The sequence below is a fragment of the Streptomyces sp. NPDC043812 genome, from assembly GCF_056436245.1.
Genome location: NZ_JBWKCY010000009.1, coordinates 1 through 16,674, shown reverse-complemented (window position 1 = coordinate 16,674; position 16,674 = coordinate 1). Strand labels below are relative to the sequence as shown.

12 protein-coding genes are annotated in these 16,674 nt (G+C 69.0%); 9 read left to right on the top strand and 3 right to left on the bottom strand.

Annotation, left to right across the window (positions count from 1 at the left end; all coding sequences use genetic code 11):
* The first annotated feature begins 182 nt into the window (after positions 1–182).
* The 7 genes from AC067Z_RS15215 to exaC all read left to right on the top strand — a co-directional run bounded on the left by AC067Z_RS15215 (position 183) and on the right by exaC (position 9,773).
* The gene (locus tag AC067Z_RS15215) at positions 183–764 is read left to right on the top strand and encodes an N-acetylmuramoyl-L-alanine amidase (protein WP_478789966.1); all 582 of its coding nucleotides are present in this window, start codon (positions 183–185) and stop codon (positions 762–764) included.
* Positions 765–821: 57 nt separating this feature from the next.
* Positions 822–2,075, top strand: a complete 1,254-nt coding sequence (locus AC067Z_RS15210) for a GAF domain-containing protein (protein WP_478789965.1) — start codon at positions 822–824, stop codon at positions 2,073–2,075.
* A gap of 127 nt (positions 2,076–2,202) precedes the next feature.
* Complete coding sequence (locus AC067Z_RS15205; protein WP_478789964.1) at positions 2,203–3,672, top strand: aldehyde dehydrogenase family protein; 1,470 nt, start codon at positions 2,203–2,205, stop codon at positions 3,670–3,672.
* Positions 3,669–5,216: an APC family permease gene (locus AC067Z_RS15200; protein WP_478789963.1), complete on the top strand. Its 1,548-nt coding sequence runs from the start codon at positions 3,669–3,671 to the stop codon at positions 5,214–5,216. Before AC067Z_RS15205 ends, AC067Z_RS15200 begins: the two co-directional genes overlap by 4 nt.
* Before the next feature lie 46 nt (positions 5,217–5,262).
* Positions 5,263–6,825, top strand: coding sequence for a GMC family oxidoreductase (locus tag AC067Z_RS15195; RefSeq protein ID WP_478789962.1), 1,563 nt, complete (start codon positions 5,263–5,265; stop codon positions 6,823–6,825).
* Between the two features lie 91 nt (positions 6,826–6,916).
* Positions 6,917–8,050: an RNA-guided endonuclease InsQ/TnpB family protein gene (locus AC067Z_RS15190; RefSeq protein WP_478789961.1), complete on the top strand. Its 1,134-nt coding sequence runs from the start codon at positions 6,917–6,919 to the stop codon at positions 8,048–8,050.
* A 199-nt stretch (positions 8,051–8,249) separates the two neighbouring features.
* A complete protein-coding gene (exaC, locus tag AC067Z_RS15185; protein ID WP_478789960.1) occupies positions 8,250–9,773 on the top strand; it encodes an acetaldehyde dehydrogenase ExaC in 1,524 nt (507 codons plus the stop codon).
* Positions 9,774–10,336: 563 nt separating this feature from the next.
* Here the strand turns inward: exaC and AC067Z_RS15180 are convergent.
* Positions 10,337–11,677 (bottom strand): helix-turn-helix domain-containing protein, encoded by a 1,341-nt coding sequence (locus AC067Z_RS15180; RefSeq protein WP_478789959.1) that lies wholly within the window; start codon positions 11,675–11,677, stop codon positions 10,337–10,339.
* Positions 11,678–11,814: 137 nt separating this feature from the next.
* Between AC067Z_RS15180 and AC067Z_RS15175 the strand changes: the two genes are divergently transcribed.
* On the top strand, positions 11,815–13,164 hold the full coding sequence (locus AC067Z_RS15175) for a M64 family metallopeptidase (protein WP_478789958.1): 1,350 nt from the start codon (positions 11,815–11,817) through the stop codon (positions 13,162–13,164).
* 237 nt (positions 13,165–13,401) lie between these two features.
* On the top strand, positions 13,402–13,806 hold the full coding sequence (locus AC067Z_RS15170; protein WP_478789957.1) for an FKBP-type peptidyl-prolyl cis-trans isomerase: 405 nt from the start codon (positions 13,402–13,404) through the stop codon (positions 13,804–13,806).
* A gap of 1,582 nt (positions 13,807–15,388) precedes the next feature.
* On the opposite strand, the gene AC067Z_RS15165 is transcribed toward AC067Z_RS15170, so the two are convergent.
* Together AC067Z_RS15165 and AC067Z_RS15160 are read right to left on the bottom strand one after the other, a co-directional pair.
* The gene (locus AC067Z_RS15165; RefSeq protein WP_478789956.1) at positions 15,389–15,739 is read right to left on the bottom strand and encodes a hypothetical protein; all 351 of its coding nucleotides are present in this window, start codon (positions 15,737–15,739) and stop codon (positions 15,389–15,391) included.
* 243 nt (positions 15,740–15,982) lie between these two features.
* Positions 15,983–16,513 (bottom strand): SRPBCC family protein, encoded by a 531-nt coding sequence (locus tag AC067Z_RS15160; protein ID WP_478789955.1) that lies wholly within the window; start codon positions 16,511–16,513, stop codon positions 15,983–15,985.
* Positions 16,514–16,674: the final 161 nt, after the last annotated feature.

Here is a 16,674-nt window from a genome sequence, read left to right as displayed (position 1 = left end):
CGGCGCTTGCTTTCGCGGGACTTCACCGTCCCACTGCCTTGGGGCTCACGGCACCTGCACCCCGACGGCCGAGCCCGCGACACCAACCCCACCGGTGTCGCGGAGGTCCGTCATGAGCGCCCTCCCGCACGGGATGCTCGTGGTCACCGACCCCCCTTCAGGACACCTACAGGAGAGGTCCAATGGACCGCAGAAGCGTGCTCCGGGGCGCGGCCGCCACGGCCGCCGCCGGCATCCTGGTACCCGCCGCGCCCGCCCGCGCCGCCACCCGCGCAGCCGCCGACTTCCCGGGCGCCGAGTGGTCACCCGCAACGGCGACCAACTTCACCGCCTCCAGCAGACCTTCCGCGTACCCGGTCCGCTACGTCGTCGTCCATGTCACCCAGGAGACGTACGCGGACACCCTGGCGATCTTCCGTAATCCGGCCACGAAGGTATCGGCGCACTATGTCGTGCGCTCGTCGGACGGGCATGTCGCCCAATGCGTACAGGAACGCGACATCGCCTGGCACGCGGGGAACTGGGACTACAACACCCGCAGTATCGGCATCGAGCACGAGGGCTGGGTGGACCGGCCCGCCTGGTTCACCGATGCGCTCTACGAACGGTCCGCGGCGCTCACCGCCTGGGTCTGCGACCGCTACGGCATCCCCAAGGACCGGGCGCACATCATCGGTCATCACGAGGTGCCCGGCGCCACCCACACCGACCCCGGTCCGCACTGGGACTGGACGCGCTACATCCGGCTGGTCAACTTCGCCTGACGCGCGCGTCCTTGTCGGCGGCCGTCAGCCGGTCCACGATGGGCGCGGGAGGCCGAGTTGAGCGACACATGGGTGGCCCTGGAGTCCGGCGCCGATCCCGCGGAGCGCGGCGCGGTGCTGCGCCGGGCCTACGACGCGTATGTGACGGCGGGCCGTGTCGAGACGCCGGTCCGCCCCCTGGTCGCCGACTCCTGGCGCCGCTCGGCACGCGCGCACGTCAGCCCGGAAGGCATGGCGGGTGTGGAGCTGGACGGCGAGGACCTCGGCGCCTACCGCGACGGGCATGCGCTGGCACGCGCGATGCCGGTGATCCGTGAGCTGACGGACGCGTACGCGAGGGACGGCGAGCATCTGGTGGCCGTCTGCGACGCGCACGGCCGCCTGCTGTGGGTGGAAGGTCCGCCCGCGACACGCAGCAGGGCGAGCGGAATGAACTTCGTACCGGGAGCCCGCTGGGCCGAGACGACCGCCGGGACCAACGCCCCCGGCACCGCCATCGCGGTGGGGCGGCCCGTGCAGGTGTTCGCCGCCGAGCACTTCCGCCGGCCCGTGCACCCCTGGACGTGTGCCGCCGCCCCGATCCATGACCCGGCGACGGGCCGCGTCCTCGGTGCCGTGGACATCACCGGCGGCGACCGGCTGGCGCACCCGCACAGCCTGGCGTTCGTCGGCGCCGTCGCCCGTGCGGCCGAATCCCATCTCGCGCTCCTCGCCCCGCCGCCCGAGGCGGAATGCCTGCGGCTGACCGCGCTCGGACGCGACGAGGCACTGCTCGCGGTCGGGGACCGCAGGCTGCGGCTGAGCCGGCGGCACAGCGAGATCATCGTCGTGCTGGCAGGCCGCCCGGAGGGCATCGGCGGGGACGTGCTGCTCATGGAGCTGTACGAGGACGAGACGGTCACGCCCGTCACCCTTCGGGCGGAGATGTCGCGGCTGCGTCACCTGCTCGGCCCCGACCTGCTCCGCTCGCGTCCCTACCGTCTCGCCGCGCCCGTCGACGCGGACTTCGACACGGTGGCCCGCCACCTGGCGTGCGGTGCGCTCACGCGTGCCATGGACATCTACGGAGGTCCGATGCTGCCGGTGTCCCAGGCGCCCGCGGTGGCCCGACTGCGCCGTCGGCTGGAGAACCAGCTGCGAGCCGCGCTCATCGCCCGCGGCGACCCGGTGCTGCTGGCGGACTGGGTGTACAGCCCCTGGGGCGAGGAGGACCTGCCGGCCTGGCGCGCGCTCGCGTCCGTGCTCCCCACCGCGCAGCGCCCGGCAGCACTCGCGCGGATTGCCGAGCTGGACGCGTGGCAGCGCGCATGACGGGTCGGCCGGGTGCCTGGAACGGGCCGCGCCCGCGGCCTTCGTTCTGCGGGGTCGGCCCCGGCTGCCTAATGTCATGGGGTGGAGCACACAAACAGTGCCCGGCCCATCGACCCGGAGGTGCGCGATGCCGGAGCTGTTCATCGGAGGCAACTGGGCCGCCGCCGCCGACGGTCGTACACGTGAGATCCGCTGCCCTGCGGACGGCACCCTGGTCGCGACCGTCGACGAGGCGGGCCCCCAGGACGCGGCGGCGGCGGTTGCCGCTGCCCGCGACGCGTTCGACAGCGGCCCCTGGCCCGGCACGCCCCCCGCGGAGCGGGGACGGCTGCTGGTGCGCGTCGCCGATCTGCTGGAACGTGACAAGGCAGCCTTCGCGCGGGCCGAGTCCCTGGACACCGGCAAGCGGCTCGTCGAGTCCGAGTACGACATGGACGACATCGCGGCCTGCTTCCGCTACTTCGGCAATCTGACCGCGTCGGGCGGCACCGACCGGATCATCGCCACCGGCAACCCGGACGCGGACAGCCGGGTGGTGCACGAACCGGTCGGGGTGTGCGCGCTGATCACCCCGTGGAACTATCCGCTGCTGCAGACCGCGTGGAAGGTCGCCCCGGCGCTCGGGGCGGGCAACACGTTCGTCCTGAAGCCGAGCGAACTGACCCCGCACACCGCGATCCTGCTGATGCGGCTGCTGACCGAGGCGGGACTGCCGCCCGGGGCCGCGAATCTGATCCTGGGGACAGGCGCCGAGGCCGGTGCGCCGCTCACCGAGGACCCTCGGGTGGATCTGGTGTCGTTCACCGGTGGACTGGCCACCGGGCGGCGGATCATGGCGGCCGCGGCGCCCACCGTGAAGAAGGTCGCGCTGGAGCTCGGCGGCAAGAACCCGAACATCGTCTTCGCCGACGCGGACTTCGAAGCAGCCGTCGACTACGCGTTGATGGCGGTGTTCCTGCACTCCGGGCAGGTCTGCTCGGCAGGTGCCCGGCTGCTCGTGGAGAACTCCCTGCACGAAGCATTCGTCGACGAGATCGTGACCCGCGCCCGGGCGATCCGGATGGGCGGTCCGTTCGACGAGAACGCGCGGACCGGGCCGCTGATCTCGGCCGCGCACCGGGAGAAGGTGGAGGCCTATGTGGCCGCGGGCCTGGCCGAGGGCGCGGTTCTGCGCTGCGGCGGCGCCCGGCCGTTGGACCCGGAACTCGCCGACGGCTACTACTATCCGCCGACCGTGCTGGACGACTGCACCCCCGGGATGTCGGTGGTGCGTGACGAGTCCTTCGGCCCGGTGCTCACGGTCGAGCGGTTCCACAGCGAGGCCGAGGCCGTCGCGGTCGCCAACGACACCATGTACGGACTCGCGGGTGCGGTCTGGTCGCAGGACGCCGGCCGTGCGCACCGGGTCGCGTCCCGGCTCCGGGCAGGCACCGTGTGGATCAACGACTTCCACCCCTACGTACCGCAGGCGGAATGGGGCGGCATGAAGCAGTCCGGTTTCGGCCGTGAACTGGGACCGGCAGGACTCGCCGAGTACCAGGAGGCGAAGCACATCTGGCGGAATCTCGCCCCCAAGCCGCAGAGGTGGTTCGAGTGACCGCGCCGCCGACAGGCCAGGACCAGCCCGGCGCCGGCAAGGGCGCCGCGCACGACGACGATTCGATCGCCGAGCTCGGCTACCGGCCCGAACTGAAGCGCACGCTGGGCAACTTCCACACGTTCGCCGCAGGGATCAGCTACATCTCGATCCTGACCGGCACGTTCCAGCTGTTCTACTTCGGCGTCGCGTTCGGCGGCCCGGCGTACTGGTGGTCGTGGCCGATGGTGTTCGCGGGCCAGCTCATGGTGGCCTTGTGCTTCTGCGAGCTGGCGGCGCGGTATCCGGTCGCGGGCTCGGTCTACAACTGGTCGAAGAAGATGGGCGGCCCGCATGTGGGCTGGCTCGGCGGCTGGATGATGATGACGGCCACCATGGTCACCCTTTCGGCCGTGGCGCTGGCATACCAGATCACGCTGCCGCAGATCGACGAGTGGTTCCAGTTCATCGGCGACGGCAGCGGCAAGAACGACGCCGCGGCCAACGCCGTCCTGCTGGGAACGGTGCTGATCCTCTTCTCGACCCTGGTCAACGCGTTCGGCGTGCAGTTGATGGCCCGGATCAACTCTGCGGGAGTGTTCATCGAGCTGATCGCGGCAGTCGGCCTGATCATCTTCCTCGCGGCGCACATCACCCGCGGTCCGAGCAGCGTGCTGACCGAGACCTACGGGCTGGGCAGCGGGCAGACGCTCGGCTACTTCGGGGCGTTCCTCGGCGCCTCCCTCGCCTCGTTGTATGTGATGTACGGCTTCGACACGGCGTCGTCCCTGGGCGAGGAGTCCCACAACCCGTCCCACAACGCGCCCCGCGCGATTCTGCGGGCGCTCGTCGCCTCCTTCATCATCGGCGGGTTGATTCTGCTGTTCGCGCTGATGGCGGTGCCGGACCTGCACGCGAAGGAGCTGGGCACGGGCGGCCTGCAGTACGTGGTGCTGGAGACGCTGGGCTCGACCATCGGCGAGATCTTCCTGTGGTGCGTGGTCATCGCGATCACGGTGTGTGTGCTGGCCGTTCAGGCAGCGGGCATCCGGCTGATGTTCGCGATGGCGCGCGACAACAACCTGCCGGCGGGCTCGCTGCTCGCCCGCGTCAGTCCCCGCTTCCAGACCCCGGTGATCCCCGCCGTGGTGATCGGTGTCGTGGGCGTCGTCATCCTGGTGATCAACATCAACCAGCCGCAGATCTTCTCGGTGATCACCAGCATCGCCATCATCATGATCTATCTGGCGTATCTGCTGGTGACCCTCCCAATGCTGATCCAGCGGCTGCGCGGGCAGTGGCACCCCCGCGAGGGAGCGTTCTCGCTCGGCCGCTTCGGACTGCCGATCAACATCCTGGCTGTTCTGTGGGGGGCGGCGATGTCCCTCAACCTCGCCTGGCCGCGCGCGGCGGTCTACAACGCGACCGGTCCCCAGCACTGGTACCTGCGCTGGGGGGCGTTCCTGTTCATCGGCATCGTGGGGCTCGGCGGCTTCGCCTACTACTGGTTCGTGCAGCGGCACCGTACGGGCGTGCTGGCCGAACACCGCGCCGACGCCCCCTGATCCACGCCCCTCCCCCGCCACGGGGACATCCCGCACTGGAGAGACCATGCCCGCACAGACCTCTGAGCCCGAATTCGACTTTGTCGTGGTCGGCGGCGGTACCGCCGGGGCCGTCGTCGCGGCTCGGCTGTCGGAGGATCCCGGTGTCAGCGTCTGCGTTCTCGAGGCGGGCCCCTCCGACGAGGGCGACGAGAGCATCCTGCGGCTGGACCGGTGGATGGCGCTGCTGGAGTCCGGTTACGACTGGGACTATCCGGTGGAGCCGCAGGAGAACGGCAACAGCTTCATGCGCCACGCCCGTGCCAAGGTGCTCGGCGGATGCTCGTCGCACAACTCGTGCATCGCCTTCTGGGCGCCGGCCGAGGACCTCGACGAGTGGGGCGCGATGGGGTGCTCGGGCTGGAGCGCGGCCGACTGCTTCCCGTTGTACCAGCGGCTGGAGACCAACGACGGCCCCGGGGACCACCACGGCCGCTCCGGTCCCGTCACGATCCGCTCGGTGCCGCCCCGGGACCCGTGCGGCCGTGCGCTGCTGGCCGCCTGTGCGGCGGGCGGCATCCCGACGGTGCCGTTCAACTCGGGCCGCACGGTGGTGCGCGGCGCGAACTGGTTCCAGATCAACTGCCGTGAGGACGGCACCCGTTCCTCCGCGTCGGTGTCGTATCTGCATCCCGTGATGGGCAAGCGTCCCAATCTCGAGGTGCGCACCGGGGTGCAGGCCAGGCGGCTGCTGTTCGAGGACGCACGCTGCTCGGGTGTGGAGTACCTGCAGCCGGACGCCGTGCATCTCGGCTCCGTACGGGCGCGGCGCGAGGTGATCGTCTCCTGCGGCGCGATCGACTCGCCGAAGCTGCTGCTGCTGTCGGGTATCGGGCCCGCCGCCCATCTGCGCGACAACGGGGTGGACGTACGGGTGGACTCCCCCGGTGTCGGCTCCCATCTGCAGGACCACCCCGAGGGCGTCATCATGTGGGAGGCCAAACAGCCCATGGTGACCTCCTCCACGCAGTGGTGGGAGATCGGGATCTTCGCCGACACCGAACCGGGGCTGAACCGGCCGGATCTGATGTTCCACTACGGTTCGGTCCCGTTCGACATGAACACCTACCGGCGCGGCTACCCCACAACCGACAACGCCTTCTGCCTCACACCGAACGTCACCCGCGCCCGCTCGGAGGGCACGGTGCGGCTGCGCAGCCGCGACTTCCGGGACAAGCCGAAGGTCGACCCCCGCTACTTCACGCACGAGCACGACATCCGGGTGATGATCCACGGGCTGCGGCTGGCGCGGGAGATCGCGGCACAGGCGCCGCTCGCCGACTGGAAGGGCGCGGAGCTGGCGCCCGGGCCGGACCTCACGACCGACGAGGAGTTGTTCTCCTACATCCGCCAGACGCACAACACGGTCTACCACCCGGCGGGCACCGTACGGATGGGTGCCGACCGCGATTCGGCCTCCCCTCTCGACCCCCAACTGCGGGTCAAGGGAGTGCAGGGGCTACGGGTGGCGGACGCCTCGGTCATGCCGTTCCTGCCCGCGGTCAATCCGTGCATCACCACGATGATGATCGGTGAGAAGTGTTCGGACATGATCCGGGCCGGGCAGTGACCACTTTCTCCGGCGCGGGTTAGTCGGCCCCTGGGGCGGAGCGGCGCAGCTCGCTTTGTGCGGTGTCGGTGGCGGCCGATATGTTGACGTGATGCAGCTCCGGTATTCCTTCCGTGTCTATCCGACACCATCTCAGCGCTCGTCGCTGGGACGGGCGTTCGGGTGTGCGCGGGTGGTGTTGAACGACGGGCTGCGCCTACGGCAGGAAGCACATGCGGCGGGTCTGCCGTACATCAAGGACACCGACGTGCAGAAGCAGGTCATCACCGCGGCGAAGCGCACGCACGAGCGGGCGTGGTTGGCCGAGGTGTCCTCAGTGGTGCTGGTGCAGTCCTTGCGGGATCTGCACACCGCGTACCGAAACTTCTTCGCGTCGGCGACAGGGAAACGGAAGGGACCGAAGGTCGCACCGCCTCAATTCAAGTCGCGGCGAGACAACCGGCATTCGATCCGGCTCACCGCGAACGGCTTCACACTCCGGCCGAACGGCCGCCTGTATGTAGCGAAGATCGGCGACCTCAAAGTGAAGTGGTCCCGGTGTCTGCCGGCGCAGCCCACCAGCGCGACCGTGATCAAGGACGCAGCGGACCGGTACTGGGTGTCGTTCGTTGTGGCAACCAAGCCGGCCCCGCTCCCGCCCGTCGATGCGGAGACCGGCGTCGACCTGGGCCTGTGTCACTTCGCCGTCCTCGCAGACGGCACGAAGGTGGACAGCCCGCGGTTCCTGCGCCGCGCGGAGAAGAAGCTCCGCAAGGCGCAACAGGCCCTGAGCCGGAAGGCGAAGGGGTCGAACAACCGGGCCAAGGCCCGTGTCAAGGCGGCCCGTCAACACGCCCGTGTGGCCGACGCACGGAGGGACTTCGCGCACAAGCTCAGCACCCGCATAGTCCGCGAGAACCAAGCGGTCTATGTCGAGACGCTGAACGTGCGGGGCCTGGCTCGCACCCGCCTGGCCAAGTCCATCCACGACGCGGGCTGGGCCCAGTTCGTGAACATGCTGGACTACAAGGCCGCACGTCATTGCCGATATTTCGGGAAGATCGGCCGCACTGTGCCGTCCTCCCAGACCTGCCACACCTGCATGGTCATCGACGGGCCCAAGCCCTTGAGTATCCGCACGTGGACCTGCACCGCGTGCAACAGCACACACGACCGCGACATCAACGCCGCGAACGTGGTCCTGGCCGCCGGACGGGCGGACAGAATAAACGCCTGCCGAGGGTAGGTAAGACCCTCCGCCTAGCGGAGGGCACAACCCGATGAAACAGGAACCCACCCAGGCCCGCACCACGCGGGCGAAAGGAATCCCCAGCGTTCACGCCGGGGAGGACGTCAACGCAACGCGGTTGCAACGTAGCCGCTCCTAGCCTCCTCGGGAGCGGCGCCGTCCAACGGCGGGCGGCGCACCCACCGGGAGGCCAGACATGACCCTCTACGCCAGCCCCGACACCGACGGCGCCGTCGTCTCGTACGCGTCGCGCTACGACCACTGGATCGGCGGTGCGTACGTGCCGCCGGCCCGCGGACAGTACTTCGAGAACCCGAGTCCGGTCGACGGGCGCCCCTTCACGGAGATCGCCCGCGGCACCGCCGAGGACGTCGAGAAGGCGCTCGACGCCGCTCACGCCGCGGCGCCCGCCTGGGGCCGAACCGCTCCCGCGGAGCGTGCGGGCATCCTGCTGCGGATCGCGGACCGGATGGAGGCGAACCTCGAGATGCTCGCGGTCGCCGAGAGCTGGGACAACGGCAAGCCGGTGCGCGAGACGCTGGCCGCCGACATTCCGCTGGCGATCGACCACTTCCGCTACTTCGCGGGCGCGGTCCGCGCTCAGGAGGGCTCGCTCAGCGAGATCGACGACGACACGGTGGCGTACCACTTCCATGAGCCCTTGGGCGTGGTCGCACAGATCATTCCGTGGAACTTCCCGATCCTGATGGCGACATGGAAGCTGGCCCCCGCGCTGGCCGCGGGCAACGCGGTCGTGCTGAAGCCGGCGGAACAGACGCCCGCGTCCATCCATGTGTGGCTCGACCTGGTCGCCGACCTGTTGCCGCCCGGGGTGCTCAATGTCGTCAACGGCTTCGGCGTCGAGGCGGGGAAGCCGCTGGCGTCCAGCCCGCGTGTCGCGAAGATCGCGTTCACGGGCGAGACGACGACGGGGCGGCTGATCATGCAGTACGCCTCGGAGAACATCAAACCGGTCACCCTCGAACTGGGCGGCAAGTCCCCGAACATCTTCTTCGACGACGTCTGGAGCGCCGACGACGAGCTGCGCGACAAGGCGCTGGAGGGGTTCACGATGTTCGCCCTCAACCAGGGCGAGGTGTGCACCTGTCCGTCGCGAGCCCTGATCCAGCGCGGGCACTACAGCGAGTTCCTGGTGGCCGCGATCGCCCGCACCGAGGCGATCGTGCCGGGCCACCCGCTGGACACGGACACGATGATCGGTGCGCAGGCCTCCAACGACCAGCTGCAGAAGATCCTTTCGTACCTGGACATCGGCCAGCAGGAGGGCGCCAAGATTCTGACGGGCGGTCAGCGCATCCAGCACGGCGGTGAGCTGGCGGGCGGCTACTACGTGCAGCCCACGATCTTCGAGGGCGACAACCGGATGCGGGTGTTCCAGGAGGAGATATTCGGCCCGGTGGTCGCGGTCGCGTCGTTCTCGGACTTCGACGACGCGATCACGACGGCGAACGACACCCTGTACGGGCTGGGTGCGGGCGTGTGGACCAGGGACGGCAGCACGGCGTACCGCGCCGGCCGCGCGATCCAGGCGGGCCGCGTGTGGACGAACTGCTACCACGCGTACCCGGCTCATGCGGCGTTCGGCGGCTACAAGCAGTCGGGGATCGGCCGCGAGACGCACAAGATGATGCTGGACCACTACCAGCAGACGAAGAACATACTGACTAGCTACTCCCCCAAGAAACTCGGGTTCTTCTAGCGGACGAAGTCGCATTCCCGGAGAAGAGATTGCCCCACCATGCACCCCCGCCGTCCGGATAGGTTTCGACAGGGCGCGGCAACCGTTTGTAGCGCATCGCTGGTTCCAGCGTCCCTCCGGGACCAGTCTCGGTCCAGACTGCACGCTTCGGCGATCATCTGCGGGACGCCGCGAAGTAGGCGCCGAGCCTCTTGCTGTCGTCGTCCGGGGCGACCGGCTCCCTCGCCCGGCGGACAGCACCCCGCGGCTCAATCCGAACCGGGTGGTAGTCGAGATCACCATCGGCTGGGCGGCGGAGGGTAGCCGAGAATCCCCGGTCAGCCCAACCGGGGATTCTCTGGATGATGCCTGAACAGCGACAGACCCGACGACCCCTCCCGTTCGCCGTGGGGGAGACCGTGCCGCAGGGTCGTGAGCTGACGCGGCAGCCGCAAGGTCGTCCTGCAGGCGTGCATGCTCCTGCCGGGACGCCACGAGCAGTACCGGGTCCTCCGCCAGCGCAATTGGCGGCGTCGCGAAACCAAGATCCGGACCATGCTGGAAGTGCACTGTCGGCTGCTCGTTCAGTGCCGCGGGAACGCCAGTGCCGTCGGAGCCGGCCCCAGCGTCGTCGTGCCAGGGGGCGACCGATGGCCCAGCCCCGTGCGGTACGCGTCCAGCGCGGCCTCGGTGCGGCCGCCGCGGCGCAGAAGGTCGCCCAGCAGACGGCACAGATCGGCGAGGTCGCCGCTCGCGCCGCTGCGCTCCAGCAGCCCCAGCGCCATGACGTAGTGCTCCTCGGCGGTCTCGCTGTCCCCCCGCTCCTCGGCGATCAGCCCGAGCAGCCTGTGCGCACCCCCTGCGTGCACCGCGCCGTGCCGGTCACCCAGCTGAAGAAATGCAGAGAGCAGATCCGACGCCTCGCCGTGCCGTCCGAGCCGCCGGAGGACATCGGCCAACTCCACCTCCACCTGCGCGGTGAACAGCGCCGCGCGTTTGGCGTTCAGCATGTCCCGGGCAGCGCGCAACTCCTGTTCGGCTGCCGCCAGTTCGCCGTTCTGAGCCTGGACGTAGCCGCGCATCCAGTGGCAGTGCGCGAGATCGGTACACAGGCTCAGCTGCTGGTAGATCGCCTGCGCCTTGGCCAGTGAGGCGTCGGCGTCGGCCGTGCGCCCCTCGGCGAGGAAGGTGCGAGCCACCTGCCGGTGCATGCCCGCCACCAGCGCCGGATCGTCGACCTGCGGAGCCAGCGCCAGGGCGAGCTCGGCGGCGTGCGCAGCACGGGCGTGTGCACCCATGTCGATGTACGGGCCGATCACAGCGGCGTACAGGATGACCAGCGCCTCGGGGTCGGCCAGGCCGCTCGCACCGAGCTCGTCGATGGTGGATTCGAGGAGGTAGCAGGCGTAGCGCAGCTCCCCGGCCAGGAGGTGTGCGACGGCACGGCCCCGGATCGCGCGTGCGCGGCGGGGCAGCGGCTCCTCGGCGAGGAGCCGCTCGGCGGCCTGGAAGTGGTGGCCCGCGTCGACCAGTTCACCGGTCTCCAGGGCACTGTCGCCGAGCCCGAGCAGCGCCTCGGCCTGCTCGGGAACGAGTCCGAGGTGCTCCGCGTCGGCGAGGAGCCGGCGGTAGCGCACGGCGGCCTCGTCCGCCGTCCCGGTGGCCAGCTGCTGGTGGGCGTCGGTGAGAGCGAGCCGCAGCTCGGTGGCGAGGTGCGCGGGGCGGCCGGTGGCCAGTTCCTCGTACGACGTACCGAGCCGCTCCGCAAGGAAGCGCAGTGCGGTCTCCGAGGGCCTGACCTTGCCCGACTCCAGCGTCGAGACGTACGCGGGGGTGTACGAAGGCTCGGCCAACTGTCGCTGCGTCAGCCCGCGTTGAGTGCGCAGCCGCTGTACTCGGTGGCCGATCGTGGCCGGATCGTCCATGCGGACCCCCTGGTTCGTGAACTCCTCAGTATCCAGAAGCGGTAGGCATTGCGCACCCCTCGCCTTCCCCCTAGGTTAAGCGACTCGTTCAACACATTTACTGACGCGCTTAACTCGCCTGACAAGGGGCTGATTTCATGCGTTCAGCACGACGCGGAGCCGTGGCGGCCGGAGTGGCCGTCGCCCTCGCGGCCGTACTCGCCGCCGCACCCGGCAGCGCCGCCGCGGACCCGACGGCACCCCCCACGGCCGGAGTCGAGGTCGAGATACCCGGGCCGGAACACGCGACGCTCGCCGGATCCGGCCACACGCATGTGCCGCCGGAGGGCCGGAACCAGCCGGCCTCCCGCCTGACGGCGACCGAGGCGGTCGCCGACGGCGAGGTGGCCAAGATGGTCGACAACGGCCCCACCGCCGACCGGCTCGACATCGTCGTCGTCGGAGACGGCTATACCGTCGCCGAACTGCCCCGCTTCCACGCCGACGCCCAGCAGAAATGGGCCGAGCTGACGGCCGTCGAGCCGTACACCACCTACCGCAACCTCTTCAACGTCTGGACCGTCGACGCCGTCTCGAACCAGTCCGGCGTCTCCGGCGACCCCTCTCCCGGCACCCTCCGGGACACGGCCCTCGGCTCGTACTTCTGGTGCGACGGCATCGAGCGGCTGCTCTGCGTCGACCAGGACAAGGTCGACGGATACGTGGCGAAGGCCCCCGAGGCCGACCTGGTGCTCGTCCTCGCCAACAGCACCAAGTACGGCGGCGCGGGCTACAACGAGCCCAGCAAGACCCTCGGCTACGAGGGCATATCAACGGCCTCGGCGGGCAACGAGAAGTCAGGCCAGGTCGCGATCCACGAGACCGGCCACTCCCTGGGCAAGCTCGCCGACGAGTACTTCTACCCCGACTACCCCGGCTACGAGCGGTACATGGGCCCCGAGCCCGCCGACTCCAACATCACCACCTTCACCGCCGACGAGCTGGCCGACCGGGGGGCCAAGTGGCACCGCTGGCTCGGTGAGCAGTCTCCCGACGGCGGCACCGTCGGCGCGTACGAGGGCGGCGGCTACTACGTCACCGGGCTGCAGCGTCCCACCGAGAACTCCCTGATGCGCTCCCTCGGCAAGCCCTTCAATCTGCCCGGAGTGGAGGCAATGATCGCCGGCTTCTACCGCGAGGCGCGCATCACCTCCCCCGTCACGGCCACCGATCGCACCCTCCGCAGGGGCGACACCGCCAAAGCCCTCGTACCCCGGCTTACGGGGGCGGACGGGCGTCAACTCACGACCCGCTGGTATCTGGACGGGTGGGAGATGAAGTCTCTCGCGGGCCGCACCGACGTACGAGTGACCGACCTGGCCCTGCGGCTGCTCGACCTTCGGACGCACACACTGTCCCTCACCGCCGAGGACCGTGCGCCCTCGGTGCGGGACCGCGCCATCGCCCGGACGATGAGATCCACGGTCAGCTGGACAGTCCGGCTCTGACGGCTCCGGCGGGCATGCGTCGCGGTTCGTGGCCAGCTCGAGGACGTCGTCGAGGATGTGACGCAGTGGCGGTCGGCGTGCGGGGTCGCGTTCATCGGCTATGCGAAAGATCATCACGTGTGGCGGGGTGTGCTCCGGGGATCGGCATTCTCGGTAGCGTGACCATCTGCTGAATGGAGTGTCCATGCGTCCGGCTGGTCCGTGCGAGGGCTTCCGACGGAGAGTGATGAGGCGGCAATGACTGAACTGACGAAGCCCGAGGTCGACGTTCCGGAGGGTGACGCTCCTACCGAGCTGACCATCCGGGACCTGGTCGTCGGGGACGGGGCTGAGGTGAAGCCGGGCATGGTGGTCAGGGTCCACTATGTCGGGGTGACCTTCGAGTCCGGGAAGCAGTTCGATGCCTCCTGGGACCGGGGCCAGCCGTTCAAGTTCGCCCTGGGCAGTGGCAAGGTCATCAAGGGCTGGGACCGGGGGGTGAGGGGGATGAAGGTCGGCGGTCGGCGCGAGATCATCGTTCCCCCGCGTCTCGGCTACGGCAATCAGTCACCCTCGCCGTTGATCCCAGCGGGCTCGACCCTGGTTTTCGTGGTGGACCTGCTTGACTCGTTTTCCAGCACAGCCGGGTGGAGCAACGCCTAGAGACCCTGGCCGCTCCCCTGCGAAGTGCTGCGTCGTCTCCCGCTCCTCGCTGCCGCTACTGCTTCCGCTTCCGCAGCGTTCGAACAGTTCCGCTGCGACTCGTTGCCCCCCAAAGGCTACGAGGCGACCGCCTTCCTCAATGGCCGGCCCAGCGCCGCCGCCCGGACGACTGAACCCAGCGGCCGCGCTCGGCGGACGGGGGAGATCCTCGGCGGAATCCAGCTCGTCGCACTGCCGGCCACAGCGCAGGTCCAACCTTCTCAAAGAGGGCGGGCGTGGAGTCACGGTCACGGACGCCGCCTCGCGGCCGCGACCCCGCATAGCCCATTCGGGGGTGCAGAGCGGGCGCCGGTACGGCCGTGATGGCGCGACCGGTCGGCAGCCGGCTGAGCGGGATCCCTTCGGTCAGCCCTGTGTCGGCTTTCCCACAGCACGAGCAAGCCCAGAGATCCGAGGATCGTCAGGGCCATTGTCCACACCAGAGCCGCGGCCATGGCTGGACCGGTTCGCCTGTGGCGGCGCAGTTCTGGCACGCCTGTGGCGCGGGCCGGCTGACCCTCTCGATGCGAACTGTCGGCGGCGCGGTCGCTGAGGTCTGTCCGGCTGTTCATCGGTGGTCCTGCGGCCGGTGACAGTCGGCCGGGGTCGACGTGATTGCTGTACTTCGCTGCTGTACAGCACAGCGAGGTGCGGCGACTGGATGCCTGACCAGCGGGAAGCCGACCCTGGCGCCTGCCGGCACCCGGAGTACCTCGTGAGTCCCCGCCCTGTCCGGCGCGGGTTGTGGCACGGGGGACTGAGACGGGCCGCACCGTCGACACGTGCTTTGCAAGTTCGATCAGCGACGTGTCGCGGCACTCGCAATTGGAGACGGCGAAGTCGTGTTGGGCCGCTCAGGTCTGCCGCTGCCCACTGTCGTTGATGTCAGCCGTAGATGCCAGTTCCTTCGACCGACTCCGCTACGGCCGCCGGTAGGCAGACGGGTCGACCCCTGGCTCCGGATCCTCCTGAACGTCAGTTGGGCCGGGTACTCGGGATCACCCACCTCCAGGGCGATCAGATCGGGGTTCACGCCTCGCGAACCGATGGAGGTACTGGAGCAAGAGCTCCAACTCCTCCCCCGACAGCGGCTCATCATGTCTCTCGTTGCGCACTCGCTCACGATACGAGCCACTGCCTCCGAGGCACGGGGAGGGGGCGGAGCGACGCACACCACCATGTCTCGTCCAATGAGGCTCGGATGGGCTTGTTCATGGAGCCGCCCACCCGAACGCGTCCGTCCACCGGGGCAGGCGTTTGGAAGGCGCTGGCACGCTCGGCTAACGGCTTGGTGACCTGCGCGTACGACTCAGCGAGCGCGGCAGGGAAGCGGTCTTCGATGCGCATTCGACAGGCCGTGCCGAGCCAGTCTTCGCGGGATGCGTCCAAGTGCGTGCGCTCTGGAGTCATTCTGGATGGGCCGCTCGCGTGTCGCCGGCTCCCTGCTATCTGTCGTGCCCCCGTGCGCCGCGTGCCTCCTGGGGGGCGATCCACGGATCTGGCACGGGTACCGGAAGGTACGCCTGCTGAAAGGGCAGACAGGTCACGGCCGCAGGCATTCCCCCTGCGGATCAAAACAGACGAGTCCGTGCTCACGAGCCAGCGAAGCGGCGTACTCAGAGACTTCCTCAGCCTTGCTGTAGGACATGAGCAGGTACACGATCGGCCCCGAGGCTTCGTTGATGACCGGCGGCGACGCCCATACGACACTGCCGTCGACGTCGTCCGGGTATCTCTCGACGAGCGCTTCGACGTAGCCCACGATGCGTGGCGCCGGTGGCACGACGACATCATCCGCCTCGAGGTAGCGCGCATAGAGCTCGTCGTAGACCAAGCCCGCTTGATGGTTGTCGAGTGGACGTTCACCGTCCCACACAGCAAGGTCATAGCTCACAGGCGAATCGTTGCAGGTGACAGTTCGGCCGGAGCCAGCAGGCCCCGAGATCGAGTCCGTCACGCATCCAGTAGTCCGCGCCTTCCCCTACCAACTACGGCCCGGGACCCCCACCAGTAAGGCCACGACTGGGTGTGTGTCGAAAGTGGATCTCGAGCGTGTGATGATCTTGGCTCATGGCGCACAGAGACCTGACGAGCGATCAATGGCCGGTGCCGGAGCCGCTGTTGCCGAATGGGGATCCTAGGCGCCTTCCTCGGCCAGCGCCTTGATGCCGCGAAGGGTGGCTTCCATCCCGGCGCGCAGCTCCTTCAGCCGGAAGGCAATGATCTCCTCCTCCCGGTCCGGCCAGCGCTCGAGGGCCAGTGTGACTCCGCTGCGGCCCGGCCCGATGAGTGCCGACTGCCGCAGCCGGGTGCCCCCGCCCTCGGCCTCGAGTTCGTAGCGCCAGGACGCCATGGATCTAGCCGGATCCAGCGTCGGTTCTCCATACCGACCATCCGCATCCGTGACGGCCCAGGCGAACACTTGTTGCTCGTCCAATTCGACCACATGGGATACGGTCCGCCACTCGCCGATCTGCTGGTGATGGTTGTAGCCCTCGAAGCACGCGCCTACCAGGGGCCGGTCCGCGCCATCGAGCCATTCGACACGCTGCAGCTCCGGGCTGAGCCGGGCGGGCAGACGAATGTCGGTCACCAGGTCCCAGACCCGCGGCACAGCTGCCTCGACATGAACATCACAGCGCACGCTCGGACCATCGGTAAATCGCACGTCGCCCCTTCAATGTCGGATTCCTTGATCACCCACGACCTTGATCCACTTTGCCAACAGGCTCTAAGAGGTCGTTTTCATCTCTAATGCCCATCTATCGCTTGTTTTCTGATGTGCCGTGGTGTGGTGCTGAAGGGGCTGTTGGACTGATTGGTTCTTGT

Coding starts and splice junctions, on each gene's coding strand:
- AC067Z_RS15195 (WP_478789962.1), top strand. CDS start 5,263: ATGCCCGCACAGACCTCTGAGCCCGAATTCGACTTTGTCGTGGTCGGC.
- AC067Z_RS15190 (WP_478789961.1), top strand. CDS start 6,917: ATGCAGCTCCGGTATTCCTTCCGTGTCTATCCGACACCATCTCAGCGC.
- AC067Z_RS15205 (WP_478789964.1), top strand. CDS start 2,203: ATGCCGGAGCTGTTCATCGGAGGCAACTGGGCCGCCGCCGCCGACGGT.
- exaC (WP_478789960.1), top strand. CDS start 8,250: ATGACCCTCTACGCCAGCCCCGACACCGACGGCGCCGTCGTCTCGTAC.
- AC067Z_RS15175 (WP_478789958.1), top strand. CDS start 11,815: ATGCGTTCAGCACGACGCGGAGCCGTGGCGGCCGGAGTGGCCGTCGCC.
- AC067Z_RS15215 (WP_478789966.1), top strand. CDS start 183: ATGGACCGCAGAAGCGTGCTCCGGGGCGCGGCCGCCACGGCCGCCGCC.
- AC067Z_RS15180 (WP_478789959.1), bottom strand. CDS start 11,677: ATGGACGATCCGGCCACGATCGGCCACCGAGTACAGCGGCTGCGCACT.
- AC067Z_RS15170 (WP_478789957.1), top strand. CDS start 13,402: ATGACTGAACTGACGAAGCCCGAGGTCGACGTTCCGGAGGGTGACGCT.